The sequence below is a fragment of the Streptococcus sanguinis genome, from assembly GCF_050220005.1.
In the GTDB taxonomy this organism is placed as follows: Bacteria; Bacillota; Bacilli; order Lactobacillales; family Streptococcaceae; genus Streptococcus; species Streptococcus sanguinis_Z.
Genome location: NZ_CP071413.1, coordinates 1,531,386 through 1,555,592, shown reverse-complemented (window position 1 = coordinate 1,555,592; position 24,207 = coordinate 1,531,386). Strand labels below are relative to the sequence as shown.

Below are 24,207 nucleotides of genomic sequence, written 5' to 3'. Positions count from 1 at the left end.
AAGAAAAATGAAATTTTTACTCAACCACTATAAGCAGTTCTCATACCTGCTAATTAGTTTTTTACTTCTAGATACCGTCGCTGTTACAACAGTTTTACTATTGGAGGAAGGCGAAGATTTGCGGAATTATCCAGCCTTGTGGTTGGCCTTTCTGATGTTGCTTCCTCTTTTGTTTGGCTTGGGCAAGCTTTTGTCTCAGCTCTTCAGCAAAAGATTTTTCCTATGGTCAGCTATTATTTACGCTCTTTATACAGGATTTTCTTACTTACTGACAGTAACGCAGCATGTCAATGATTTTGAGTTCAAAGCAGATCGAGTTTTCAGCAATCATTTTTGGCAGCTTAACTCCCTGCCTGGCTTGCTTTTGATTTTCTTATTCGCTTATATTTTTATCCATTTTCCAAAGTTTAAAAAACGTTTCCCAGGTAAGTTCTTGCAGGTTGCTAAGAAAAACAGAGAGGTACTGGAAAATCTTTTTCTATCCCAGCTCTTCCTATTTCTTGCTTTGATGGACGATAAGATGCCGGAATTGCTGCATCACCAAAGTTATTTAGTGAATTTCCTTGAGAAAGGCAAGTTGGATATAACGCAGAATTTTATGCTAACTCTCCTCTGCCTTATCGCACTTATCTTTATCCTGCTTTCTTTCCCCAGCTTTCTAGCTGTTAAGGGATTGCGCGATCTCGCTCAGAATAAAGCCAGTGTTTCTGTTGCTTTTGTGTTGAGTGCAGTGTTTGCCCTTGTCTTTAACTATACAATCCAAAATAGTATCCGAGGAGATGTGATTGTTTTGGATCAGTATCTTTTCACTGGAGCCAGTCTCTTTCAAATCATCGTTTTTTTCATGATTTTTATGGCTCTTTACCTGATTTTCAATCATTTTCTTTTGCCAACCATGCTGATAACAGCGCTAATAGTGGTTGCTACCATAGCCAGTAGTCTGAAATTTCAGTATCGTCAAGAGCCAATATTGCCTAGTGATATGGTCTGGCTGAGAAATCCCAAGACCCTCTTTGACTTTCTCGGAGGCAATTACGGATTTTATGCTATCTTGGGACTAGTTGCTTTAGGCGCTCTCTACTGGTATTTGCGTAAGAAAATCTTGCCAGGCAAGCTCATTACCGTTCTTAAATACCAGCTCCTCTTGCTAGTCCTGCCCCTGGTCTTTTTCTTGGGAGTCATGGATATATTTGCTACTAAAAAGAATGGCAAAATAGTAGAGAATATCCCAGTCATTTCGATCTTAAATAATTACCATGACCTGACATGGATGGGAAATACTGTCAATTCACAGCTTCGCTCCCTTTCTTTTGTCTGGTTTTCACAGATGTCGGATACAACCATGATTGAGCCGCGTGGCTATTCCAAGGAAAAGATTCAAGAGATAGAAAGAAAGTATAAGAATGTTGCGGAAGCTATTAACAAAGAACGCCAGAATAAAATCGAAGATCAAACGGTAATTTATCTTCTGAGTGAAAGTTTTTCTAACCCTGCTCGGGTTGACGGCGTTACCATGTCTGAAAATCCAATTCCTTATATTCAGGAAGTTAAAACTCGCACCACCAGTGGACTTATGAAGTCAGATGGTTATGGTGGGGGAACGGCCAACATGGAATTTCAAACTCTGACTGGTTTGCCTTTTTATAATCTGTCTCCATCTATTTCGGTTCTCTATACTGAAATTGTCCCGAGGATGAATAGATTCCCTTCCATTAGCGATGCTTATTCATCTAAGAATCGGACAGTAATCCATCTGGCCTCCCCTAGCAATTATGCCAGAAATGTCATTTACCAGGATTTGGGATTTGATACCTTTATTCACTATGGTACCAAAGGCCTGAAGGGGGATAATATAGGTGGTAATTACAGCGATAAAACGACTTATAATCAAGTCTTGGAGCATTTGAATGGCAAGCAGGGACAGTTTTTCTCTGTCATGACCATGCAGAACCACATGCCTTGGAGTGAGCCCAATCCTGTCTACATGTCTGCCAGCTATCCTGACTTTAGTAAGGAAGGGAACGAATCTCTTTCCAGCTATGTCAGAATGCTTTACCATACAGATCAGGCGACCAAGGAGTTTTTGGAGAAGCTTTCAAAGGTAGATAAAAAAGTAACAGTCATCTTTTACGGTGACCATTTGCCTGGTCTCTATCCTCAGTCAGCCTTTAAAGAAAATCCAGAAAGCCAATATCTGACAGATTATTTCGTTTGGAGTAATTATGAAACTCCTAAACTCGATTATCCAAGAGTCAATTCTAGTGATTTCTCCGCTCTCTTACTGGAGCAGACAAATTCCAAAGTATCACCTTACTATGCTTTATTAACAGAAGTATTGCATAAAGCCAGTGTCGATAAAAAGGAATTGGACGAAGAAGCTCAAGAAATAGCAGATGATTTGAAACTGATTGAGTATGATATGGTCAGAGGCAAGGGCTACTTGTCTGATAGCTTCTTTAAGACAGCAAAATCATAAATAAAAAATAGAATAGGCAAGTCTACCTGTTCTATTTTTTCTTAATTTATGCTAAACTAATAGTATGGGGGTGTGAGCATGATAAAGATTTTCGGTAAGGTTCGCTATCACTGGCAGCCAGATGTAGCTATCCTGATAATATATTGGTCTTTATCGGTCATTCCGATTTTTGTTGGCCTGGCTTTGATGTATGAAAGCTCACGAGTGCCGACTCTTGTTCTGTTTTCTTTCTTCTTGTTCATGGTTTTGCTGGGAATGGGAGTTCATCGTTATTTTACCATTTATGATGATGGAACCTTGCGAATTATCACAGCTAATCCCTTTACTCCGATAAAGGTCAAGATTTCAGATATTGAAAAAGTCGAAGTGACTAAGACGTCAATTACCTTATATTTTAAAGGGCAGAACCGCAGCCGGAGTTTTTGTATGCGCAAGTGGCCTAAAAAATATTTTGTCAATGCCCTAGCCCTTAATGAGCATTTTAAGGGTGAAGTAGAATTAGTAGATAATTTTACCCATATTGATTATTTTGAAGCTTACTATGGCAGTCAGTCCAAAAAATCCTAGTCTTTTAAAAGAGCTCGGGTTGGGCAGTTTTTGATGGCTTCCACGACATCGGGATCCTCAGCGATTTCCTTTTCTAGGAGCTGGTCGTCCTGGTAAAATTTGACGATGCCATTGTCATGATAGTCAAAAAGATCTGAGTAGGTTTGACAAAGCCCACAGGCAATGCACCGTTCGGGAATGAGTGTTACTTTCATACCCATATTGTAATAAGATTTTAAGAAAAACTCAAGGAGGAAGTCATGGAAAAAGAACCATGGGAAGAAGATGTATACGATAACGGAGAAGATAAGTTGAAACGAACTAAGAAATTTAGCGCCTTGAATGCAGACCGCTTGTTGACCATATTAACCATTATTTTCTGTATTTTAGTGGTTGCGGTGGTGTGCTTCCTGACCTATCTGTCTACTGGAGGAAGTAATAGACAGACCCAAATGGAAGGTTTCTACGGCACTTCAGCAGCAAGTTCCAGCAGTGAAGCGTCTTCTACAGCTGAGCAGACAGCGGCAAATACCACAGAATCATCTGAAGGAACTCTGACGGTTCAGCCTGGTGAAGGTGAGGCAGCCATTGCAGCGCGTGCAGGTATTTCCATTGCCAAGCTGGAACAGCTTAACCCTTCTCATATGTCCACTGGTTCTTGGTATGCCAATCCAGGTGATGTTGTGAAGATTGAGTAGGAGACAGCCATGAGACAGATTCAAATTGCGATTGACGGTCCTGCTTCCAGTGGAAAATCGACCGTTGCCAAGATCATTGCTAAGGATTTTGGCTATACTTATTTAGATACAGGAGCCATGTACCGGGCTGCAACCTATCTGGCTTTGCGTCATCATCTAACAGAAGCGGATGCCACTGAAATTGTAGACTTGCTCAATAATCATTCGGTCAGTTTTGGCCGAGCAGAAGATGGTGAGCAGCTAGTCTTTGTCGGCGACGTGGATGTGACTCACCCAATTCGGGAAAATGAAGTTACCAATAATGTTTCCTGGGTATCAGCCATTCCTCAAGTACGTGAGAAGCTGGTGGCCTTGCAGCAGCAAATTGCAGCACAAGGAGGGATTGTCATGGATGGCCGTGATATCGGAACAGTTGTCTTGCCTCAAGCTGAGCTCAAGATTTATCTGGTAGCCTCGGTTGAAGAAAGAGCTGAGCGCCGTTACAAGGAAAATCTATCTAAAGGCATTCCAGCTGATTTGGAGAAACTGAAAGAAGAAATTGCCGAGCGGGATTATAAGGACAGTCACCGCGAGGTTTCGCCACTGAAACCGGCAGAAGATGCCCTTCATTTTGATACTACGGGTGTTGGTATTTCTGAGGTTGTTGCCTTTATCGAAGAAAAAGCGAAAAAAATCATTGACAAATAAAATGAAACTTGGTATGATAGTAGAGTTGAGAAAAGCAGAAGTGAGAGCTTCTCGCCTTGCGACTAACGTTGTCTGGCTCTACAGGATTCAGTTTCAGTAATGAAATACTATCGTGTAGTGCGGGTTTGCGTTAGCAGGTCCGCACTTGTTTTTCTCTAAAAATAAAAAAAGAGGTGAAAACCATAGCAAAACAAGACTTATTCATCAATGATGAAATTCGTGTGCGTGAAGTTCGCTTGATCGGTCTTGACGGCGAACAATTAGGTATTAAACCACTTAGCGAAGCGCAGTCTCTTGCGGATGAAGCAAATGTCGATTTGGTCCTGATTCAGCCACAAGCTAAACCACCTGTTGCAAAAATTATGGACTACGGTAAGTTCAAATTTGAGTACCAGAAAAAACAAAAAGAACAACGCAAGAAACAAAGTGTTGTTACTGTGAAGGAAGTCCGTCTCAGTCCAACCATCGACAAGGGAGACTTCGACACTAAACTTCGCAACGCACGCAAGTTCCTTGAAAAAGGAAATAAAATAAAGGTATCTATCCGCTTCAAAGGCCGGATGATTACCCACAAAGAAATCGGGGCTAAAGTTTTAGCAGATTTTGCTGAAGCGACTCAGGATGTTGCTATCATTGAGCAAAAGCCTAAGATGGATGGACGTCAGATGTTCATGCAGATGGCGCCAATTCCTGACAAAAAATAGATTGTCAGAAAGATAGAAAAAGGAGAAAACATTATGCCAAAACAAAAAACACACCGCGCATCAGCTAAACGTTTCAAACGTACAGGTTCTGGTGGCTTGAAACGTTTCCGTGCTTACACTTCTCACCGTTTCCACGGAAAGACTAAGAAACAACGCCGTCATCTTCGCAAAGCAGGAATGGTGCATGCAGGAGATTTCAAGCGTATCAAAGCAATGCTTACAGGTTTGAAATAAGAACTACTGTAACGATTATCTAGGAAATATTGGAGGAAATATAAATGGCACGTGTTAAAGGTGGCGTTGTATCACGCAAACGCCGTAAACGTATTTTAAAATTAGCTAAAGGTTACTATGGAGCAAAACATATCTTGTTCCGTACTGCAAAAGAGCAAGTAATGAACTCTTACTACTATGCATACCGTGACCGTCGTCAGAAAAAACGTGACTTCCGCAAACTTTGGATCACTCGTATCAATGCGGCAGCTCGTTTGAACGGACTTTCATACTCACAATTGATGCATGGTTTGAAGTTGGCTGAAATCGAAGTGAACCGTAAAATGTTGGCTGACTTGGCTGTTAACGATGCAGCAGCTTTCACAGCTCTTGCAGATGCAGCTAAAGCTAAGCTTGGTAAATAATTAAATAAGAACCGAGGATTTCCTTGGTTCTTTTTCGATAACTCTTAATGAAAAGTATAAAGAGAGAAATAGCCTGCAATGTACTTATAGTATAGATAAAGGCTTGTTGCAGATGAAATAGCTCTCATGATAAAGCTAGTTAAAAATAGGGATTTGCGATATAATAGAAAAAACAGACGTTTATGTAAATAAAAAATCAGTAGAATGGAGAAATTATGTCAGAGAATCGTTTGGCTTGGGATCAGTATTTTGCGGCTCAGGCTCTCTTAATCGCTAATCGCTCAACCTGCAAGCGGGCCAAGGTTGGCGCTGTCTTGGTCAAGGATAATAAGGTTATTTCAACTGGTTACAATGGCTCAGTTTCAGGGACTGAGCACTGTATTGACCATGAGTGTTTGGTTATTGACGGTCACTGTGTACGGACCTTGCATGCTGAGGTCAATGCCATCTTGCAAGGAGCCGAGCGGGGAGTTCCCAAGGGCTTTACGGCTTATGTGACCCATTTTCCCTGTCTCAACTGTACCAAGCAACTGCTTCAGGTCGGCTGCAAGCGGGTAGTCTACATCAACCAATATCGGATAGATGACTATGCTCAATATCTCTACAAGGAAAAAGAGGTGGAATTAGTTCATCTGCCGCTGGATGATGTCAAGAAGGCTATCGCTCAGACGGATTTGGTTTAGTGTACTTTAAATTTTTAAGATTAGTAGTCTACTTATTCCAAGTAAATCTAAATAATAAAGCTATAGTTTCTGGCTATAGCTTTTTCTATTAAAAAAATTCTGAACTTTTTAGGGAAAAGTGGTATAATGAGAAAGTTATATAGTCCCGATAAGGTGGTAGGAAACTTCTATCAGTACTTTGTAACTCGCAAACAATGACGGCTCCAAAAGTCGCACGTCATTCTACGGTTACCGCTATGCTGCGCTCACCCTATGCGCCTTACTAGCTCAGAAATAAAAAGGTATCGTTTTTATTTCTGAGCGTCGTAACTCGCAGGTGACAAGATTTTCATCATTTTGGAGTTTGTTTATTTGTTTAATATTTTTTAAGGGGGGACATTTCTATGTCAGAACGTAAACTTTTCACGTCTGAGTCTGTATCGGAGGGGCATCCCGATAAGATTGCAGACCAAATTTCCGATGCTATTTTGGATGCTGTCTTGAGTCAGGATCCAGATGCCCATGTGGCTGCTGAAACAGCCGTTTATACGGGCTCAGTTCATGTTTTTGGTGAAATTTCGACCACAGCTTATGTAGATATTAACCGTGTGGTTCGTGATACCATTGCAGAGATTGGCTACACCAATACAGAATATGGATTTTCAGCAGAGACAGTTGGTGTGCATCCGTCTTTGGTAGAGCAGTCGCCAGATATCGCTCAGGGTGTCAATGAAGCCTTGGAGGTTCGTGGGAATGCAGATCAAGATCCATTGGACTTGATTGGCGCTGGAGACCAGGGGCTTATGTTTGGCTTTGCTGTGGATGAAACGCCAGAGCTCATGCCGCTGCCTATCTCGCTCAGCCATAAGCTTGTTCGTCAATTGGCAGAGTTGCGCAAATCAGGAGAGATTGCCTATCTGCGTCCAGATGCTAAGTCACAGGTGACCGTTGAGTATGATGAAAATGACCAGCCTGTACGCGTGGATACAGTGGTTATTTCGACCCAGCATGACCCAGAAGTGACCAATGAAGAGATTCATCATGATGTGATTGAAAAGGTGATTAAAGCAGTTATTCCACCCCAGTATCTGGATGATAAGACGAAATTCTTCATCAATCCAACCGGACGCTTTGTAATTGGGGGTCCGCAAGGAGATTCTGGCTTGACTGGCCGTAAGATTATTGTGGATACTTACGGCGGTTATGCTCGTCATGGTGGCGGTGCTTTCTCTGGTAAGGATGCAACAAAGGTCGACCGCTCAGCTTCATACGCAGCTCGTTACATTGCTAAAAACATCGTGGCTGCTGGACTGGCCAAGAAAGCAGAAGTGCAGTTAGCCTATGCCATTGGTGTGGCTCAGCCGGTTTCTGTACGCATCGATACTTTTGGCACTGGTGCTGTTGCAGAAAGCAAATTGCAGGAAGCAGTTCGTCAGATTTTTGATTTGCGTCCGGCCGGTATCATTCAAATGCTGGATCTAAAACGACCAATCTACCGTCAGACAGCAGCTTATGGCCACATGGGTAGAACAGACGTTGACCTGCCTTGGGAAAAGTTGGATAAGGTAGAGGCATTGAAAGCAGCAGTGCAGTAAGATGACAGTTCTCAATCGTAATGGTTGAGAGCTTTTTTATATAGGTGGCTTTTACAAGGCAAGCAGTCTAGCCTTGCGCTTCTCTCAGTCTTGGTAATACTGTATTTTTCTGAAAGAACTGTTGAAAAAACCATTTTCCCTGTTTCATTTTAATTTCAATTGTCTTATTTATCTAAAAGTATAGGAAATTTCCCGAATCTGTGGTATAATAAATGGCAATACCTTGAAAGAGCTTTAATTTAAACATGAAAAAAATTGTAATACATGGTGGTCGCCCCTTAAAAGGAGAGGTGACTATTAATGGTGCTAAAAACAGTGTCGTTGCCTTGATTCCGGCTGTGATTCTGGCGGATGATATTGTAACGTTGGATGGTGTTCCGGATATTTCGGACGTGGATAGTCTGATTGATATTATGATTGCCATGGGGGCTAGTGTTACTCGCTCTGAGGACAGTCTGACGATTGATCCGCGCGGTATCCAAAACGTCCCTATGCCTTATGGAAAGATCAACAGTCTAAGAGCTTCCTATTATTTCTATGGTAGCTTGCTTGGTCGCTATGGTGAAGCAACGGTAGGTCTGCCTGGTGGTTGTGACTTGGGGCCGCGTCCTATTGACTTGCATCTCAAGGCTTTTGAAGCAATGGGAGCTAAGATGACCATGGATGGCAACTACATGAACCTATCTACAGAAGGTCAGCAGCTGAAAGGCGCTAGCATTTATATGGATACGGTCAGCGTGGGTGCTACCATCAATACTATGTTAGCTGCTGTCAAGGCCAAAGGTCGGACCATTATTGAAAATGCAGCGAGAGAGCCAGAAATCATCGATGTGGCAACTCTCTTGAACAATATGGGAGCGCACATCCGCGGAGCAGGAACTGATATTATTACCATTGAGGGGGTTCCACACCTCCATGGAACGCGTCATCAAGTAATTCCTGACCGTATCGAGGCAGGAACTTATATCGCCCTTGCTGCAGCTATTGGTCAGGGAATTCAGATTAATAATGTCCTTTATGAGCATTTGGAGAGTTTTATTGCCAAGCTTGAGGAAATGGGTGTTCGGATGACGGTTTCTGAAGACAGCATTTTTGTCGAAGAGCAGCAAAATCTGCGTGCTATAAACATTAAGACTTCTCCTTATCCAGGCTTTGCAACTGACCTACAACAGCCCATCACTCCGCTCTTGCTGACAGCTAATGGCCACGGAAAGATTACGGATACCATTTATGAGAAGCGGGTTAACCATGTGGCGGAGCTGGCTAAGATGGCAGGAAAAATTTCGACCAGTAGTGATCAGATTGTCTATGAGGGACCAAATCAACTGCAGGGAGCTCAGGTCAAGGCGACCGATTTACGAGCAGGAGCTGCCTTGGTTATTGCTGGTTTGATGGCTCAAGGAAAGACAGAGATTACTAATATCGAGTTTATCCTGCGCGGCTATTCCAATATTATTGAAAAATTAACAAATCTGGGTGCAGATATCCAGTTGATAAAAGAATAAGCGTTTTTCGCTTATTTTTTGTAGAGGTAGCAGATGAATTTATGGACACATTTAGCAGCTTGTTCATTTATCGAGACAGAGCATGCTTTTTTGCGGCCCATTGTATTTGAAGATGCAGGAGCCCTATATAAGATTGCGTCCAATCCGGAAAATACTCAGTTCATCTTTCCGACAGAAGCAAGCCTAGAGGAAAGTGAATACGTCATTGCCAATTTCTTTATGAAAAATCCTCTGGGGATTTGGGCTATTTGTCACAAGGAAACGCAGGAAATGATTGGCTCTGTCAAGTTTGAAAAGATGGACGAGATTAAGAAAGAAGCTGAGTTAGGCTATTTTCTGCGGCAAGACTACTGGGGACAAGGGCTGATGACGGAAATTGTTCGGGAAATTGCTTTTCTATCTTTTACCCGCTTTGACTTCAAACGTATTAGCATTATCACTCATGCAGAGAACCTAGCTAGTCAAAAGGTAGCTCAAAAATCTGGCTTCAGTCTCTACCGGCAGTTTAAAGGGAGCGATCGGTACACGAGAAAGATGAGAGATTATTTGGAGTACCGTTATGAGAGAGGAGATTTTAATGAGTAAGCATCAGGAAATTTTAACCTATCTTGAAAATCTTCCAATCGGCAAGAGGGTCAGTGTCCGCAGTATTTCAAACTATCTGGGAGTCAGCGATGGGACGGCCTATCGAGCTATCAAGGAAGCGGAGAACCGCGGTATTGTTGAGACCAGACCTCGGAGTGGTACGGTTCGGGTTAAGTCCAAGAAAGTGGTCTTGGAGCATCTGACCTACAAGGAAATCGTTGATATTACTGGCTCAGAAGTATTGGCCGGAGAAGATGGTCTGGAAAAAGAATTTAATAAATTCTCCATCGGAGCTATGACGGAGCAGAATATCCTGCGCTATCTGACAGAGGGTGGTCTTCTGATTGTCGGAGACCGGACGAAAATTCAGCTCTTGGCTCTGGAAAATGAGAATGCGGTGCTGGTAACCGGAGGCTTTGAAGTCAGCTCGGAAGTTCTGAAGATGGCTAATCTGCTTAATATACCGGTTCTCAGGACCAAGCACGATACCTATACCGTTGCAACCATGATTAATCGGGCCCTGTCCAATATGCAGATCAAGACCGATATTTTAACAGTGGAGCAGGTCTATCGCTCCAGCCACGAGTATGGCTTCTTGCATGATACTGATACTGTTCGTGACTATTTGGACTTGGTTCGTCGCAATCGTGCCAGCCGGTTTCCGGTTATCAACCAGCAGCAGATGCTGGTAGGAGTAGTAACCATGCGAGACGCGGGGGATAAGTCTCCTCTGACAACCTTGGACAAGGTCATGTCGAAAAACATCTTTATGACAGGCCTATCTGCCAATATTGCTAATATCAGCCAGCGCATGATTGCAGAAGATTTTGAAATGATACCAGTAGTGCGCAGCAATCAGACCTTGCTAGGTGTGATTACGCGGCGGGACATTATGGAAAAAATGAGCCGTTCTCAAATTTCTAGCCTGCCGACTTTCAGTGAGCAAGTAGGACAGAAGATTAGCCGTCAGGATGATTTGTTTTCATTTACCGTTGAGCCTTTTATGCTGGAGCAAAATGGTGTGCTGGCCAACGGTGTGCTGACAGAAATTTTGACTCGGATTACCCAGCAGCTCATGGTCAACAGCGGCCGCAGCTTGATTATCGATCAACTGATGATTTATTTCTTTCAGGCGGTCCAGATTGATGACCTGCTGCATATTCAGCCGCGCATTATCCGTCAAACTAGGCGGACAGCCATTATTGACTTTGAGATGTATCTGGAAGCGATGCTAGTTGCCAAAGCGACGATTACAGTGAAAATTAATTAAGAAGAGGAATTTAGAGAAAGAATGATTACTTTAAAATCACAGCGTGAAATTGACTTGATGGACAAGAGTGGAGATTTTCTGGCTTCGGTCCATATTGGTTTGAGAGACTTGATTAAGCCAGGAATTGACATGTGGGACATCGAAGAGTATGTCCGCAAGCGTTGTAAAGAAGACAATGTGCTGCCTCTGCAAATTGGTGTTGAAGGCTCTATCATGGACTATCCTTATGCTACTTGCTGCTCTCTTAATGACGAAGTGGCCCATGCCTTTCCTCGTCATCAGAAGCTGGTAGAAGGTGATGTCATCAGCGTTGATATGGTGGTTGGCTTGGTCGATAAGGCAGAGCTGGATGTGTCCAAGCTAGATTTTGACAATATAGCACAGATGAAGCAGCATACAGAGAGCTTCCGAGGCGGTGTGGCAGACTCTTGCTGGACCTATGCAGTAGGGAAGATTAGCCCAGAGGCTCAGCAGCTGATGGATGTGACCAAAAAATGTCTCTACCGTGGAATTGCGGCAGCTAAGGTTGGCAATCGTATCGGTGACATTGGCGCAGCAATTCAGGAATATGCTGAAAGTCATGGCTATGGCGTTGTGCGGGATTTGGTGGGGCACGGTGTTGGCCCAACCATGCATGAGGAGCCTATGGTGCCGCATTACGGTCGAGCAGGACGCGGCTTGCGATTGCGTGAGGGAATGGTTCTGACTATCGAGCCCATGATCAATACAGGTACCTGGGAAATTGATACGGACTTTGAGACCGGCTGGGCACATAAAACGCTGGATGGCAGCCTATCCTGTCAGTATGAGCATCAGTTTGTCATTACAAAAGATGGTCCTGTCATTCTGACCAGCCAGGGAGAAGAAGGGACTTATTAGAAATCAAAGGCTGGGCAGTTGTCTCAGCTTTTTTTGAAGGAGAAGAGAGTGAAGAAATTATTTAGTAAGGTTCGGGAAAATCAGTTTTTAAGAGAATTTTTCCGTTTTTATAAAGAGGCAGATAGTGAGCTGAGCAGCGTTGCAGTTGCTTATTATTGGCTGATTTCCGTTTTTCCCTTGCTCTTAATTGTGGTGAATATTTTGCCTTATTTTCACATTCCGGTGACGGATTTTCTGACAGCTATCAAGGACATGCTGCCAGAGACTTTATATGATGTTGTAGCAAAAGTCATGCGTGAAGTGCTGACCCAGCCTTCGACTGGCCTGCTGAGTTTCTCAGTCTTGTCGGCTCTTTGGACTTTTTCCAAGTCCATGAATTTCCTGCAAATTGCCTTTAACAAAGCCTATGGGGTAGCCAAGAGCCGGGGGCTGATTTCTCATCGCGTCATGAGTCTCTTTGTGAGTCTAGGTCTGCAGATTCTCTTTGCCTTGGCCCTCTTTCTGTCCATGTTTGGCCATATGTCGCTTGATTTCCTCCGTACTTATTGGAAGCTAGATAACCAGCTTTATCAACACTTGCAGCATTTTACGGAGCCATTGATTTACGCCTTACTCTTTGCGGTTTTGGTCATGTTCTATTATTTCCTGCCTAACGTGAAAATCAACAAAAAACGCTATGTTCTGCCTGGCAGCGCCTTTGTGCTCCTGACCATTCTGGCTTTACTGAATATCTTTTCTGTTTACATGGATAATTATTTAAATCACCTAGTTGATGTTCGCTTTTTCAGCTCTATCATTATGGTTGTGATGATGTTTTGGTTTATCATGATTGCTAAAATTTTGATTGTCGGCGCAGTGCTTAATGCCAGTATCCAGAGCTATTGTGAGTCAGGGTTTCAAGTTGAAAGCACTGGACGCTTTACTTTCAAGAAGAAAGAGCAGGATGGGGAAGAGGACTGATGTTGTTTTGGAGTGGAAAAGGATAAATAAGTATGAAAAGTAAAAAACTAACTAAATGGAAGAGTATTGTGGTCGCTTTGCTCTTGCTTCTAGGAGCAGCGGTTTATTTCCTTTGGAGCAAGGAAGAGGCAAAGAAGTTCCAAGAAAAGTACGGGCAGTTTACATATTATGTTCCAGAGTATGAACCAAGGTTTAAAATTTTTGAAAATGGCAATGCACTTGCTTACCATTGGTCAGTAATTCATTCTGAAGAACAGGAGCAAATGTCAAAAGTAAAGTCCTATGCTTCTGTGAAATTTGATGTGATAATGTATTTTGAGAACGGATATTTTGCAAATAGTTTTATGAAACTGAAGGATAATCCATCCCGAGAAAATGTCGAAAAATTTAATCGTAACATACCAGAGAAAGGGGAATATTGGAGATTAGCCATTTATAAGCTTAATGGCCAGAAATTAGATAAAAAAGAGCTAGATATCTTTAAATTGGTCCGTTCCTATAATAAAGACTTAATTCCCTCCGAGCTGAATTCGAAGGTGGTCTTACTAGACTATTCAACTCAGAAAAAATACATTCCGATTCTCCTCCACCATCGTATAGAAAAAACTAATCGGGTTTATTATATTGATTTGAAAGAAGATAAAGTTGTTCATGCTGATGAAGTTCATATTCAAAAGATGACAGACAATAATAATTTCGTTTATCAGACGAATCTATCAGATAATCTTGAGAGAAAAGGCATAACTTTGTTTTCGAAAGGGTTGTATTTAGGTGAAACTTACTTAAAGAAAAATTTAGGTAAAACACTACTAGCACAAAAGTATCCTGAAATATACAAAATCATGCAAGGTGAGGATGCTCGTGTTACTTTCTTAAATAGAGAAACCGATGTTGAATTAGTAAAAAACGTAACTGAACTCTTCTTTCCGCCAGGAACGAATGTATTTGAGAACGTGACTATCCCAGCTAAATATTCAGTAGATGGACAGGAGCATGTCATTAATTCAGCGGAAGAATTGCAAAAATACTATAAGGAAGGAGAAAACTAGAAAAAGATATTTTTGCCAATTTTAAAGAGGATTTTCCTCTTTTTCTTTTAGTTAACTTTATTGCATTTGCAACAAAATATGATATAATATGTTTAAATAAAATTTGAAAGGAGAAGATATGTCAGTATTGCGGGAAATTGGGATTATCGCCCGGGCTTTGGATTCCATTGCTAATATTGAGTTCCGTGACATAGAGCTAGCACGAGGTCAATATCTTTATCTGGTACGAATCGCAGAGAATCCGGGGATTATCCAAGAGGAACTGTCGGAGCTGCTCAAGGTGGATCGCTCAACTGTTGCCCGTTCTGTCAAGAAGCTAGAAGCCAAGGGCTTGGTGCAGCAGAAGGCAGCCAAGGGCAACAAGAAGAACAAGGAATGGTTTGTGACGGAAAAAGGGGAAAAACTCTATCCTTTTATCCTAGCTGAGAATGCCTATTCTGAAGAGACATCCCTGCAGGGCTTTTCTCAGGCGGAAGTTCAAGCATTGGAGAAAATGCTGGTACGAGTGCGTGAAAACATCACAGGTGACTGGGAAGCAGTCAAAAAAGGACAAAAAAGAAAGTATTAAGATTAAAGAGGTGCATCATGAAAGTTACAGTTGAACATGAATTTTGGCAAGTATTTCCGGAAGCTCAGATTAGTATTTTAGTGGTCAAGGAGCTAGATAATAGTGTAGATGAAAGTAAGGACTCTTATTTCAAATCCCTGCTGGATAAGGGAGCGAAGCGAGCTGAGGACTTTATCTTAGATGAGAACTTCACTCAGAATGAAGTCATTCAGGAGTGGCGGCAGGCCTTCAGTCAATTCAAGACCAAGAAAGGAGCGCGTTCCTCTATCGAAGCTCTGCTCAAGCGGGTTAGTCAGGGGCGTGAATTTCATCCAATCAATCCTTTGGTTGATATCTATAACAGTGTGTCGCTGTCTTATGCGGTTCCATGTGGCGGTGAGGATTTGGATAAGATTGTTGGAGATTTACGTCTAGGAAAAGCCAAAGGTGGGGAAGCCTTTTTCCCACTGGGTGCTGAGAGTGACGCACCGGCACTGCCAGAAGAAATCATCTACTATGATGAAGAGGGAGCTATCTGCCGTTGCCTTAACTGGCGAGAAGCCCAGCGGACTATGCTGACAGAGGAGACTAAGGATGCTATCTTGGTCATTGAGGCCATCAATGAAGAGCAGTCAGCGCGTGCCCGAGCAGCTATGACAGAACTCCAGACTCTGATTGAGGACTATTTTGGTGTCAAAGGTGAAATCACCCATCTGACGCTTGATAATCCAAGCTTGGAAATTTAGGAATAAAAAAATCTGGATCAGAATTATCTGGTCCAGATTTGCTTTTATAGGGTGAAATAGACTGATTTGTTGTTATTTCTCCTTGATTTTAAAGACAAAAATCTTACTAAAGACATAGTTGAGAACGATGATCAGTACTTGAGCAATGAAAGTTTCGATGGTATTGACCATTTTGATATTGTTATTGACAAACTGGCCTATGATCTGTGGGAAACTAGTGACAAAGATAAAAGTTAACAGTAAATTTAAGCCCATAGTAGCCAAACGTGCAGTGAAAAATTTGACCAATCGGACTGGCCAGCCCTGTCTTTTCTGCTTGAAAACGATAGTATCGTTGGTTACAAAAGCAAAAAGGATCCCCAAAACATCACCGATGATTGTAGCCAGTAGTTCGTTTCCCGTCAATTCATAGCAGAGCATCCTACTGACAACGGATACGACAGTTGTTGCCACACCAAAGAAAAGATAGGACAGAACCTCATTGTCAAAGAATTTTTTGATTAAAGTTTTCATAAAGATAGTCTATCATATTTCTAGGATTTATGCTATACTAGTTGGGTTGCCAAATCTGTGGAGGAATCATCTAATGATGCTCCTCTCATGTGACGCAACCCTTGGCGCTTAGCTTCTTTCGCCAAGCATATTACACGCGGTAAAGCCGCTAAAGGAGAAAACATGAAACAAGAAAAACTGACAGTTCGTGATTTGGCTCAGATTGCCATTGTTGCTGCCATTTATGTAGCTCTTACGATTACGCCCCCTTTAAATGCTATAAGCTATGGTGCTTACCAGTTCAGAATTTCTGAAATGATGAACTTTATGGCCTTTTATAATCGGAAATATATCATGGGTGTGACCATTGGCTGTATGATTGCCAATCTCTATAGTTTTGGAATCGTTGATGTCTTTGTCGGTGGTGGGTCCACCTTGGTCTTCCTGTCACTGGGTGTCTACCTTTTCAGTCGTTATAAGAATCAATATCTGATTAAAGGTCTGATTCGTTTGGATCATTTCTATTTTGCAGTATTCTTTTCTATTTCGATGGTGACAATCGCTGCAGAATTACACTTCTTGCAAGGCCTGCCATTCTTCCTGACTTGGTTTACAACGGCCATTGGAGAATTTGCTTCTTTGATTGCTGGAGCTATCCTTATTAACCAGATTGCGAAAAGTATTGATTTGACAAAATAAAACAGCAGAGAGCGGAATTTCCGCTCTTTTTGTATCCCTTTCTTTTTTAGGAAGAATTCGGAACAAATAGAGGAAGATTTTGTGTATTTGTGATAAAATAGAAGTATGAAAGAAAGAATGTCAGAATTAGTAGAATTGCTCAATCGATACGCCCATGAATATTATACGGCAGATAGGCCAAGCGTATCGGACAGCGAGTATGACAGACTCTATCGTGAGTTAGCGGAGTTAGAAGAAAAGTACCCAACCGATATCCTGCCTGACAGTCCGACGCATCGGGTGGGAGGGAAGATTTTAGAAGGATTTGAAAAATATCCACACCAGTATCCTCTCTTTAGTTTGCAGGATGCTTTTTCACGTGAAGAATTAATAGCCTTTGACCAGCGAGTTCGTAAGGAGTTTCCTCAGGTCTCTTATCTTTGTGAGCTCAAGATTGACGGGCTCTCTATTTCCCTGACCTATGAAAAGGGAATATTGGTAGCAGGGGCGACTCGGGGGGACGGCTCTGTTGGTGAAAACATCACTGAAAATCTCAAGCGGGTCAAGGATATTCCGCTGACCTTGAAAGAGCCGCTGGACATTACCGTTCGAGGAGAGTGCTACATGCCCAAGGCTTCCTTTGATGCGGTCAATCAGCTGCGGCAGGAGAATGGTGAGCCAGAGTTTGCCAATCCTCGAAATGCGGCAGCGGGAACCTTGCGCCAGCTGGATACAGCAGTTGTGGCCAAGCGCAATCTAGCAACCTTCCTCTACCAAGAAGCCAGTCCGACTCAGGCTGACAGCCAAGAAGAAGTCTTAAACAAGCTGGCAGATTTGGGCTTTTCAGTCAATCCTACTCATATTCTGGCGGATTCTATCGAAGCAGTTTGGAAGTTTATCGAAAAGATTGCTCAGGAGCGAGACAGTCTGGCTTATGAGATTGACGGTATTGTCATCAAGGTTAATGACTTGGCGGTGCAAGAGGAGCTTGGCTTTACTGTCAAGGCACCTAAGTGGGCTATCGCCTATAAGTTTCCAGCTGAGGAAAAGGAAGCCCAGCTTCTATCTGTTGACTGGACAGTGGGTCGGACGGGAGTTGTGACTCCGACAGCTAATCTGACGCCTGTCCAGCTAGCGGGAACGACAGTTAGCCGAGCGACCTTGCACAATGTGGACTACATTGCCGAGAAGGATATTCGTCAGAAAGACACCGTTATCGTCTATAAAGCAGGAGATATTATTCCAGCTGTCTTGCGAGTGGTCGAGTCCAAGCGGGTGTCAGAAGAGGCTTTGGAAGTGCCAAGCCATTGTCCAAGCTGCGAGAGTGAGCTAGTGCACTTTGAAGACGAAGTGGCTCTGCGCTGCATTAACCCGCTCTGTCCAGCCCAAATCAAGGAAGGTTTGATTCACTTTGCCAGCCGGGATGCCATGAATATTACTGGCCTAGGTCCAGCAGTGGTAGAGAAGCTCTTTGCTCAAAATCTGGTCAAAGATGTGGCTGGAATCTATCGGCTGACGGTAGAAAATTTACTAGAACTAGAGAACTTTAAGGAAAAATCAGCAAATAAATTGTATACTGCTATTCAAGCTTCCAAAGAAAACTCGGCTGAACGCCTCTTGTTCGGTTTGGGGATTCGCCATGTGGGAAGCAAGGCCAGTCGAATTTTGCTGGAGAAATTTCATGATATTCCTAAGTTGTCTCAGGCCAGCCAAGAAGAAATTGCAGCTATTGACAGCCTTGGAACTGTGATTGCTCAAAGCCTGCATACCTATTTTGAGCAGGAAGGCTCTCAGATTCTTTTGGCGGAGCTGCAGGAAGCAGGTGTGAATCTAGACTATCTGGGACAAAAAGCAGCAGCTGATGCAGCCCTATCTGGTATGACGGTTGTCTTGACTGGTAAATTACAAAAATTGACACGCAATCAAGCTAAAGAAAAATTGCAGAGTCTAGGTGCTAATGTTTCCGGATCTGTTTCTAAAAAAACGGATCTGGTAGTGGCTGGCCAAGATGCCGGCAGCAAGCTGGCCAAGGCTCAGGAGTTGGGAATTGAAATTCGGGATGAAGATTGGCTTGATAGCTTATGAGGCTGAAGTATGAAGGATAAGATTAAACGAGCACGATTGATTTATAACCCGACTTCGGGACAGGAAATTATTAAGAAAAATATAGCGGAAGTTCTGGATGTTTTGGAGGATGTGGGCTATGAAACCAGCGCCTACCAGACCACTCCAGCGCCTCTTTCTGCTCAAAAAGAAGCTGAAAGAGCAGCAAAAGCAGGATTTGATTTGATTATTGCGGCAGGCGGCGACGGTACCATCAATGAGGTAGTTAATGGCGTGGCGAATCTGGATGAACGGCCTAAACTGGCCTTTATTCCAACTGGCACAACCAACGATTATGCGCGTGCTCTGAAGATTCCCATGGGAGATCCGGTAGCGGCAGCCCGCATTATTGAAAAGAACCAGACCATAAAGATGGATATTGGCCGGGCCTATGGGAACAAGTATTTTATCAATATTGCAGCAGCTGGAACCTTAACAGAGCTGACTTATAGCGTACCTAGCGAGGTCAAATCCCGCCTAGGCTACTTTGCCTATGTCGCAGAAGGAGCAAAAAAGCTCCCTCGCTCTAAGTTCCGCAAGGTCCGTATCAAGCACGATCACGGTGTCTTTGAAGGGAAGATTTCGCTGATGTTTGCGGCTCTGACCAACTCTATTGGTGGTTTTGAAAAGCTAGCGCCAGATACTAAATTAGACGACGGGAATTTTACCTTGATTTTGGTCAAGACAGCCAATCTCTTTGATATGCTGAGCCTGATGATGCAGGCTATCAATGGTGGTCAACACGTAGGGGACATCAATGTAGAATACCTCAAAACAAGCAAGCTGCAGCTAGAAATTTTAGACAAAAAAGGTCCATTTATGCTGAATTTGGATGGAGAATACGGCGGTGATACGCCTGTTGAACTGGAAGTGCTGCACGGACATTTGGAATTTTTTGCCAATATCGATGAAATCAGTCAGACGGCCCTTTCAATAGAATAATTATAGATGAGAGATGAAAGAACATGCTAGACTATAAAGTCTTAGTCCATTACCACAATCCTACTGGAGATTATTTCTCCTATGATATGTGGCAGTGGCAAATAAACCAATGGGGAAAGGAAGCAGCCTTTTCCAAACTTGATTATTTTGGTATTCAGGGAGAATTATCATTTGAGACTTGGGAGCCCTTAAATCACGCTCATGTGATTATCAAACGTTCAGACTGGTCTAGCCAGTCCTGTGACTATCATATTGATTTGTTGCCTCCTCATCTGGTGACGGAGATTTGGCTGATTGAGGGAGATGCTCAGGTGTATTATTCCCTGCAGGCTGCAACGACAAGTCACCAGTATTCACGCCGGCGTCCGCATAACTTTGATATGGCCTTGAGAACAGACTATTTTGATGAATGCTGGGGCTATCAAGGCTGGTTGGGACACCGTCAGACGGACGGCGAACATACTTTCAAAGTTTGGGCACCGACAGCTAGGAAGGTAGAGTTGGTAGTCTATGAATCGGCTGACAATCAAGCTCCTGTTTATAGAATCTTCCCAATGCAAAAAGGAGACCGATATTCTCACGACCATAAGGAAAACACCATTGGTGTCTGGTCAACTGAAATAGCAGAAGACTTGACCGGAAAGACCTATCACTACCATGTTAGCTTTGAATACCGCAATTTCTATACTCGAGATCCCTATACCACTGCAACCAGTCCAGATGGCAAGCGCTCAGCGATTCTTGGAGCGGATGAGACAGAAGTAGCTGGTTTTCAAGTTCTGCAAGGCAAAGAAGCCGTCTGGCGTTTGGACAATCCAAATCAGGCAGTGATTTATGAGATGCACATTCGGGATTTGACCAAGTCGGAGACTTCAGGCGTGGACAGTCAGCTGTGCGGGACCTTCTTGGGAGCCTGTCAAAAAGGCACTACCAATCATCAAGGGCAAAAGACAGGCTTTGACTATATCAGTGATTTAGGCGTTAATGTCGTCCAGCTTCAGCCTGTCTCTGACCGTCACAAGGACTATGATGAAAATGGAGAGCTAATCTACAACTGGGGCTATGACCCGCAGAACTATCATGCTCCAGAGACGAGCTTTTCCAGCAATCTTGCTGACCCAGCGCAGGCTATCCGTGATTTGAAAACAATGATTCAGGCCTACCATGATGCGGGAATCTCTGTGACACTGGATGTTGTCTACAATCACATCTACTCGACCTATGACTCAGCTTTTCAGGCTACGGTACCGGATTATTATTATCGGATGAATCCTAACGGCTCTTTCCAAAATGGAACTGGAGTGGGGAGTGAGACGGCCAGCGAGCACGAAATGTTTCGCAAGTTTATGATTGACTCTCTGCTTTACTGGGTAAAGGAGTTCAATGTAGATGGCTTCCGCTTCGATTTGATGGGAATTCATGATGTAGAAACGATGAATGCTATTCGTCAAGCTATGGATGAGGTGGATCCGCGAATCCTGCTCTATGGAGAAGGCTGGGATATGGGGACGGGCCTGAGACCAGAAGACAAGGCCAAAAAGGACAATGCTTATCAGTTGCCGCGGATTGGATTTTTCAATGATACAGAGCGAGATGCAGTCAAGGGAGCAGAAGTTTACGGTGGCATCAAGGCTGGTTTTGTCAGTGGTCAGGCGACGGAGGATATCGTTGCTAAGTCTATCCTTGGCAGCAGTGAGCTAGGCAGCTATCTCAGTCCTGATCAAGTCCTTAACTATGTGGAGGCTCACGATAATTTCAATCTGCATGATTTGCTTGCGGAGCTGCATCCCGACGATGATGCTCTGACTCGCACCAAGCGGATTGAGCTAGCAACTGCCATGAACCTACTCATGCAAGGTATGGCTTTCATGGAGGTTGGACAGGAATTTTCTCGTACCAAGCTCGTAGCTACGGGGGAGGACGGCCAAGTCCTGCATAGCGATCGCGAAAGGGCTATGAACAGCTACAATGCACCAGATGCAGTCAATCAGGTGAATTGGGATATTTTGCAGGACCATCAAGAGAGTATTGATTTTATCAAGGACATCATTCGCCTCAAGACAAGCTGCAAGGCCTTTTCTTATCAGACCTATGAAGACATTTATAAGCATGTCTTTGTCCAATCAGCAGAGCAGGGCAGTGGCTTAATTATTTTTGAGATTAAGGATGACAAGCATTACCAAGTTATTTTTAATGCCAGTGGCCTACCCTATTATCTGCCTAATGCAGATAAGCTGCGCCTCCTAGTAGGCAATAGTCGTCACAAGAAGCCTTTCTATGTTGAAAATCTGACGGTTTCTGTTTTTGAAGTTATTCAATAAGTTATTAGCTACATAAAAAGCGGCTCTTTGTCAACTGTAGTGGGTTGATGAAAAGTTATAATCTGGAGAGGACTAAATCAGTCCTCTCCTTTTTGATATTCAAAGCGATGAGGATTCTAGTTTTAAAATTGTCAAAGTTCCGAAAGCCAAAAGCATTTCGCTCATTCCTACAGTGGTTTTACCCACTACAGAAATTATAGAGCTACTTTTTCTACCACTTACCTGCAGAAACTTACCACTTACCGAAAAAGGGTAGATTTGGCGCTGCCCTTTTGTTAGGATAAGGGTGCAAAGGGGAAGGCAGTTTAAATTCTAAGGAGGCAATCATGAAAACATCATTTTTGAAAAGCGCTGTGGCGCTGGTAACATGTGGCTTGGTGGCTTTTGGAGCAGCGCAAGTTCGAGCTGACCAGCAAAAATTGCCGTCGGGCACGCCTTATGACCAAATCGGTCAGAAAATTGAAAATTTCCACAAGGAACACGAAAAACCAGCGCGGGACTGGCGGCAGCAGTCTTTGATAAGGACGGCCAAACCATTTACCAAAAGAACTTTGGCTATATGGACAAGGAAAAGAAGCTGGCTGTGGACGACAGTTCAGTTTTCGAGTGGGGCTCTGCCACCAAACTGACCGTCTGGCTCAGCGTCATGCAGCTCTGGGAAGAAGGAAAAATTGACCTAAAAACAGATATAAAAGAGTATCTGCCCAAGGATTTCCTGAAACACCTCAAATACGACAAGCCCATTACCATGCTTGACCTCATGAACCACCAAGCGGGTTTTGATGAAACGCCGCTGAGCACAGGAGCAGGCAAGAGCTTGGAAGAATTACTAAAAAGCCAGCCCGCTCAAACTTATGAGCCAGGGACGGTGACATCCTATTCCAATTACAGTACAGCTCTAGCAGGCTATATCGTGGAGCGCATCAGCGGACAGGACTTTGCGGCTTATGTCCACGAGCATATTTTTCAGCCCTTGGGTATGGAACACACCGCTCTCTTACCTGATTTGTCGGACAATACCTATGTCCGAGACAAGCGGCAGGGCGAGAAAACCTATGATACAAATGGAAACTTATATCTAGATAAATTGCTTCCCGCAGATATTTATCCAGCGGGACAGGCGACAGGGACTTTTGCCGATTTCAAACGGTTCGCGCAAGCTCTTTTGAGAAAGGAAAAGCTCTTTAAGCGCCCAGAAACCTGGAATGAACTGTATCAGACAACTTCTACATTCTCAGATAAAGCAGTCGCTAAGAACGCTCACGGCTTTTGGGTGACAGAGTATGAGACAGGGGCGATTTTAGGACACGGCGGCTATTCTTTTGCCGGTTTTTCCACCCTGATTTCGCTAGATTTCAAATCGGGTATTGGCATGGTTACTATGGTAAATCAGAGAGAAGAAGCCACCTATTCTTTTGGTCTACCCGATTTGGTCTTTGGTAAGAAAAAGCAAGCCCCTAGCCAGTCTCAAAAAGACTTTCAAGAGGGCATGTATCGAACTTCTCGCTCCATTCAGCAAGGCCCGACCTCTATTTCGCGCCTTGCCCCCGCTTATACCTTTTATGTGAAAGATGTGATAAAAGACGGTCATTTATTAGTCAGCAACTATTGGCTTTTGCAACAGCGCCAAGGCCGAACAGAAGTTGAAACAACCTATAATCATTTAGAAAAGCTCTCGCTTTGGGAGGTGATAAAGGATTATGGCTCTGTCGCTCTGCTGGGTCTTGCAGTTGTTTATGCTGTGCTTGTTCTTTTGTTAGCTGCTTTGGGTAAGGTGTATCGCTTGCTTTTTGGGAAAAAAAGTAAAAGAGCGACTCCAAGAAGTTGGAAAATTTGGCATTATGGCACTTGCGGACTGATTTTGGTTAGCCTAGTCAATCTAGCAGGTCTCGTCATAGTTGCCGTTTCGGGGAAGTACATGCCCGATTATCGCTGGCAAGCCATTCTCTTTGCCCTGCTTGCACTGATTTTCTTAGTCAATGCTGGGTTGCCAATCTTTCTGCGTTCAAAATTCCAAGTGAGCAAGGGTCGAAAAATCTTGACCTACTTGACCAGCAGCGCTTCACTTATCGTCGTTCTCAATATCCTTTATTGGAGCCTTTACCAGTGGTGGGCACTTTAATA

23 protein-coding genes, 1 pseudogene, 1 riboswitch and 1 other annotated feature are annotated in these 24,207 nt (G+C 43.3%); of the genes and pseudogenes, 22 read left to right on the top strand and 2 right to left on the bottom strand.

Translation table 11 applies throughout. From position 1 onward, the window contains the following. Positions 1–7: 7 nt before the first annotated feature. Together J1C86_RS07560 and J1C86_RS07555 are read left to right on the top strand one after the other, a co-directional pair. Positions 8–2,476, top strand: coding sequence for an LTA synthase family protein (locus J1C86_RS07560; protein WP_125405092.1), 2,469 nt, complete (start codon positions 8–10; stop codon positions 2,474–2,476). 78 nt (positions 2,477–2,554) lie between these two features. Next, on the top strand, positions 2,555–3,043 hold the full coding sequence (locus tag J1C86_RS07555) for an EbsA family protein (protein ID WP_002900006.1): 489 nt from the start codon (positions 2,555–2,557) through the stop codon (positions 3,041–3,043). On the opposite strand, the gene J1C86_RS07550 is transcribed toward J1C86_RS07555, so the two are convergent. Beyond that, positions 3,040–3,237 carry a ferredoxin gene (locus J1C86_RS07550; RefSeq protein WP_295345912.1) on the bottom strand — a complete coding sequence of 66 codons (198 nt, stop codon included), beginning with the start codon at positions 3,235–3,237 and terminating at the stop codon, positions 3,040–3,042. The two genes, J1C86_RS07555 and J1C86_RS07550, sit on opposite strands and share 4 nt — an antisense overlap. Positions 3,238–3,282: 45 nt before the next feature. Between J1C86_RS07550 and J1C86_RS07545 the strand changes: the two genes are divergently transcribed. The 15 genes from J1C86_RS07545 to J1C86_RS07475 all read left to right on the top strand — a co-directional run bounded on the left by J1C86_RS07545 (position 3,283) and on the right by J1C86_RS07475 (position 15,547). Continuing rightward, positions 3,283–3,720, top strand: coding sequence for an SAG1386/EF1546 family surface-associated protein (locus J1C86_RS07545; protein WP_002895035.1), 438 nt, complete (start codon positions 3,283–3,285; stop codon positions 3,718–3,720). Positions 3,721–3,729: 9 nt separating this feature from the next. Beyond that, positions 3,730–4,407, top strand: coding sequence for a (d)CMP kinase (gene cmk / locus J1C86_RS07540; RefSeq protein WP_125405088.1), 678 nt, complete (start codon positions 3,730–3,732; stop codon positions 4,405–4,407). 26 nt (positions 4,408–4,433) lie between these two features. After that, positions 4,434–4,564, top strand: a sequence feature (ribosomal protein L20 leader region). 16 nt (positions 4,565–4,580) lie between these two features. After that, positions 4,581–5,111 carry a translation initiation factor IF-3 gene (gene infC, locus J1C86_RS07535; protein WP_002895037.1) on the top strand — a complete coding sequence of 177 codons (531 nt, stop codon included), beginning with the start codon at positions 4,581–4,583 and terminating at the stop codon, positions 5,109–5,111. Positions 5,112–5,144: 33 nt separating this feature from the next. Further along, on the top strand, positions 5,145–5,345 hold the full coding sequence (gene rpmI / locus J1C86_RS07530) for a 50S ribosomal protein L35 (protein ID WP_002895038.1): 201 nt from the start codon (positions 5,145–5,147) through the stop codon (positions 5,343–5,345). A gap of 44 nt (positions 5,346–5,389) precedes the next feature. Continuing rightward, positions 5,390–5,749 carry a 50S ribosomal protein L20 gene (gene rplT, locus J1C86_RS07525; protein WP_000124830.1) on the top strand — a complete coding sequence of 120 codons (360 nt, stop codon included), beginning with the start codon at positions 5,390–5,392 and terminating at the stop codon, positions 5,747–5,749. A gap of 215 nt (positions 5,750–5,964) precedes the next feature. Further along, positions 5,965–6,432, top strand: coding sequence for a deoxycytidylate deaminase (locus J1C86_RS07520; protein WP_002895042.1), 468 nt, complete (start codon positions 5,965–5,967; stop codon positions 6,430–6,432). A 383-nt stretch (positions 6,433–6,815) separates the two neighbouring features. Continuing rightward, positions 6,816–8,006 carry a methionine adenosyltransferase gene (gene metK / locus J1C86_RS07515; protein WP_125405085.1) on the top strand — a complete coding sequence of 397 codons (1,191 nt, stop codon included), beginning with the start codon at positions 6,816–6,818 and terminating at the stop codon, positions 8,004–8,006. A gap of 245 nt (positions 8,007–8,251) precedes the next feature. Then, entirely contained in the window at positions 8,252–9,511 is a 1,260-nt protein-coding gene (locus J1C86_RS07510) for a UDP-N-acetylglucosamine 1-carboxyvinyltransferase (protein ID WP_125405082.1), read from the top strand. A 33-nt stretch (positions 9,512–9,544) separates the two neighbouring features. After that, a complete protein-coding gene (locus J1C86_RS07505) occupies positions 9,545–10,096 on the top strand; it encodes a GNAT family N-acetyltransferase (RefSeq protein ID WP_124765933.1) in 552 nt (183 codons plus the stop codon). Then, positions 10,089–11,366: a CBS-HotDog domain-containing transcription factor SpxR gene (spxR, locus tag J1C86_RS07500; RefSeq protein ID WP_185755718.1), complete on the top strand. Its 1,278-nt coding sequence runs from the start codon at positions 10,089–10,091 to the stop codon at positions 11,364–11,366. The genes J1C86_RS07505 and spxR overlap by 8 nt, the downstream gene beginning before the upstream one ends. Before the next feature lie 21 nt (positions 11,367–11,387). Continuing rightward, entirely contained in the window at positions 11,388–12,245 is an 858-nt protein-coding gene (locus tag J1C86_RS07495; RefSeq protein ID WP_125405076.1) for a methionyl aminopeptidase, read from the top strand. A 33-nt stretch (positions 12,246–12,278) separates the two neighbouring features. Continuing rightward, entirely contained in the window at positions 12,279–13,205 is a 927-nt protein-coding gene (locus J1C86_RS07490) for a YihY/virulence factor BrkB family protein (protein WP_185755728.1), read from the top strand. Between the two features lie 32 nt (positions 13,206–13,237). Next, the gene (locus tag J1C86_RS07485; protein WP_125405071.1) at positions 13,238–14,254 is read left to right on the top strand and encodes a hypothetical protein; all 1,017 of its coding nucleotides are present in this window, start codon (positions 13,238–13,240) and stop codon (positions 14,252–14,254) included. Positions 14,255–14,372: 118 nt separating this feature from the next. Then, positions 14,373–14,822 carry a MarR family winged helix-turn-helix transcriptional regulator gene (locus J1C86_RS07480; protein ID WP_125405068.1) on the top strand — a complete coding sequence of 150 codons (450 nt, stop codon included), beginning with the start codon at positions 14,373–14,375 and terminating at the stop codon, positions 14,820–14,822. A 17-nt stretch (positions 14,823–14,839) separates the two neighbouring features. Next, the gene (locus J1C86_RS07475; RefSeq protein ID WP_125405066.1) at positions 14,840–15,547 is read left to right on the top strand and encodes a B3/B4 domain-containing protein; all 708 of its coding nucleotides are present in this window, start codon (positions 14,840–14,842) and stop codon (positions 15,545–15,547) included. Positions 15,548–15,619: 72 nt separating this feature from the next. Here the strand turns inward: J1C86_RS07475 and J1C86_RS07470 are convergent, their stop codons facing one another. Continuing rightward, positions 15,620–16,060: a GtrA family protein gene (locus tag J1C86_RS07470; RefSeq protein ID WP_125405063.1), complete on the bottom strand. Its 441-nt coding sequence runs from the start codon at positions 16,058–16,060 to the stop codon at positions 15,620–15,622. A 28-nt stretch (positions 16,061–16,088) separates the two neighbouring features. Then, a riboswitch (PreQ1 riboswitch) is annotated at positions 16,089–16,225 on the top strand. Here J1C86_RS07470 and J1C86_RS07465 point away from each other — a divergent pair. The 5 genes and pseudogenes from J1C86_RS07465 to J1C86_RS07445 all read left to right on the top strand — a co-directional run bounded on the left by J1C86_RS07465 (position 16,223) and on the right by J1C86_RS07445 (position 24,205). After that, positions 16,223–16,738 (top strand): QueT transporter family protein, encoded by a 516-nt coding sequence (locus J1C86_RS07465; protein WP_101771539.1) that lies wholly within the window; start codon positions 16,223–16,225, stop codon positions 16,736–16,738. Its footprint overlaps the riboswitch before it by 3 nt. Before the next feature lie 105 nt (positions 16,739–16,843). Next, positions 16,844–18,802 carry an NAD-dependent DNA ligase LigA gene (gene ligA / locus J1C86_RS07460; RefSeq protein WP_125405060.1) on the top strand — a complete coding sequence of 653 codons (1,959 nt, stop codon included), beginning with the start codon at positions 16,844–16,846 and terminating at the stop codon, positions 18,800–18,802. Between the two features lie 9 nt (positions 18,803–18,811). Continuing rightward, positions 18,812–19,762 carry a diacylglycerol kinase family lipid kinase gene (locus J1C86_RS07455; RefSeq protein ID WP_002906169.1) on the top strand — a complete coding sequence of 317 codons (951 nt, stop codon included), beginning with the start codon at positions 18,812–18,814 and terminating at the stop codon, positions 19,760–19,762. Positions 19,763–19,785: 23 nt separating this feature from the next. Beyond that, a complete protein-coding gene (pulA, locus tag J1C86_RS07450; protein WP_125405057.1) occupies positions 19,786–22,083 on the top strand; it encodes a type I pullulanase in 2,298 nt (765 codons plus the stop codon). A 326-nt stretch (positions 22,084–22,409) separates the two neighbouring features. Next, positions 22,410–24,205 (top strand): annotated as a pseudogene (locus J1C86_RS07445) (serine hydrolase domain-containing protein). Positions 24,206–24,207: the final 2 nt, after the last annotated feature.

Coding starts and splice junctions, on each gene's coding strand:
- J1C86_RS07475 (WP_125405066.1), top strand. CDS start 14,840: ATGAAAGTTACAGTTGAACATGAATTTTGGCAAGTATTTCCGGAAGCT.
- J1C86_RS07505 (WP_124765933.1), top strand. CDS start 9,545: ATGAATTTATGGACACATTTAGCAGCTTGTTCATTTATCGAGACAGAG.
- metK (WP_125405085.1), top strand. CDS start 6,816: ATGTCAGAACGTAAACTTTTCACGTCTGAGTCTGTATCGGAGGGGCAT.
- J1C86_RS07520 (WP_002895042.1), top strand. CDS start 5,965: ATGTCAGAGAATCGTTTGGCTTGGGATCAGTATTTTGCGGCTCAGGCT.
- J1C86_RS07545 (WP_002895035.1), top strand. CDS start 3,283: ATGGAAAAAGAACCATGGGAAGAAGATGTATACGATAACGGAGAAGAT.
- J1C86_RS07550 (WP_295345912.1), bottom strand. CDS start 3,237: ATGAAAGTAACACTCATTCCCGAACGGTGCATTGCCTGTGGGCTTTGT.
- rplT (WP_000124830.1), top strand. CDS start 5,390: ATGGCACGTGTTAAAGGTGGCGTTGTATCACGCAAACGCCGTAAACGT.
- J1C86_RS07560 (WP_125405092.1), top strand. CDS start 8: ATGAAATTTTTACTCAACCACTATAAGCAGTTCTCATACCTGCTAATT.
- J1C86_RS07465 (WP_101771539.1), top strand. CDS start 16,223: ATGAAACAAGAAAAACTGACAGTTCGTGATTTGGCTCAGATTGCCATT.
- J1C86_RS07470 (WP_125405063.1), bottom strand. CDS start 16,060: ATGAAAACTTTAATCAAAAAATTCTTTGACAATGAGGTTCTGTCCTAT.
- J1C86_RS07510 (WP_125405082.1), top strand. CDS start 8,252: ATGAAAAAAATTGTAATACATGGTGGTCGCCCCTTAAAAGGAGAGGTG.
- spxR (WP_185755718.1), top strand. CDS start 10,089: ATGAGTAAGCATCAGGAAATTTTAACCTATCTTGAAAATCTTCCAATC.
- J1C86_RS07480 (WP_125405068.1), top strand. CDS start 14,373: ATGTCAGTATTGCGGGAAATTGGGATTATCGCCCGGGCTTTGGATTCC.
- J1C86_RS07495 (WP_125405076.1), top strand. CDS start 11,388: ATGATTACTTTAAAATCACAGCGTGAAATTGACTTGATGGACAAGAGT.
- J1C86_RS07455 (WP_002906169.1), top strand. CDS start 18,812: ATGAAGGATAAGATTAAACGAGCACGATTGATTTATAACCCGACTTCG.
- J1C86_RS07555 (WP_002900006.1), top strand. CDS start 2,555: ATGATAAAGATTTTCGGTAAGGTTCGCTATCACTGGCAGCCAGATGTA.
- pulA (WP_125405057.1), top strand. CDS start 19,786: ATGCTAGACTATAAAGTCTTAGTCCATTACCACAATCCTACTGGAGAT.
- ligA (WP_125405060.1), top strand. CDS start 16,844: ATGAAAGAAAGAATGTCAGAATTAGTAGAATTGCTCAATCGATACGCC.
- J1C86_RS07485 (WP_125405071.1), top strand. CDS start 13,238: ATGAAAAGTAAAAAACTAACTAAATGGAAGAGTATTGTGGTCGCTTTG.
- cmk (WP_125405088.1), top strand. CDS start 3,730: ATGAGACAGATTCAAATTGCGATTGACGGTCCTGCTTCCAGTGGAAAA.
- rpmI (WP_002895038.1), top strand. CDS start 5,145: ATGCCAAAACAAAAAACACACCGCGCATCAGCTAAACGTTTCAAACGT.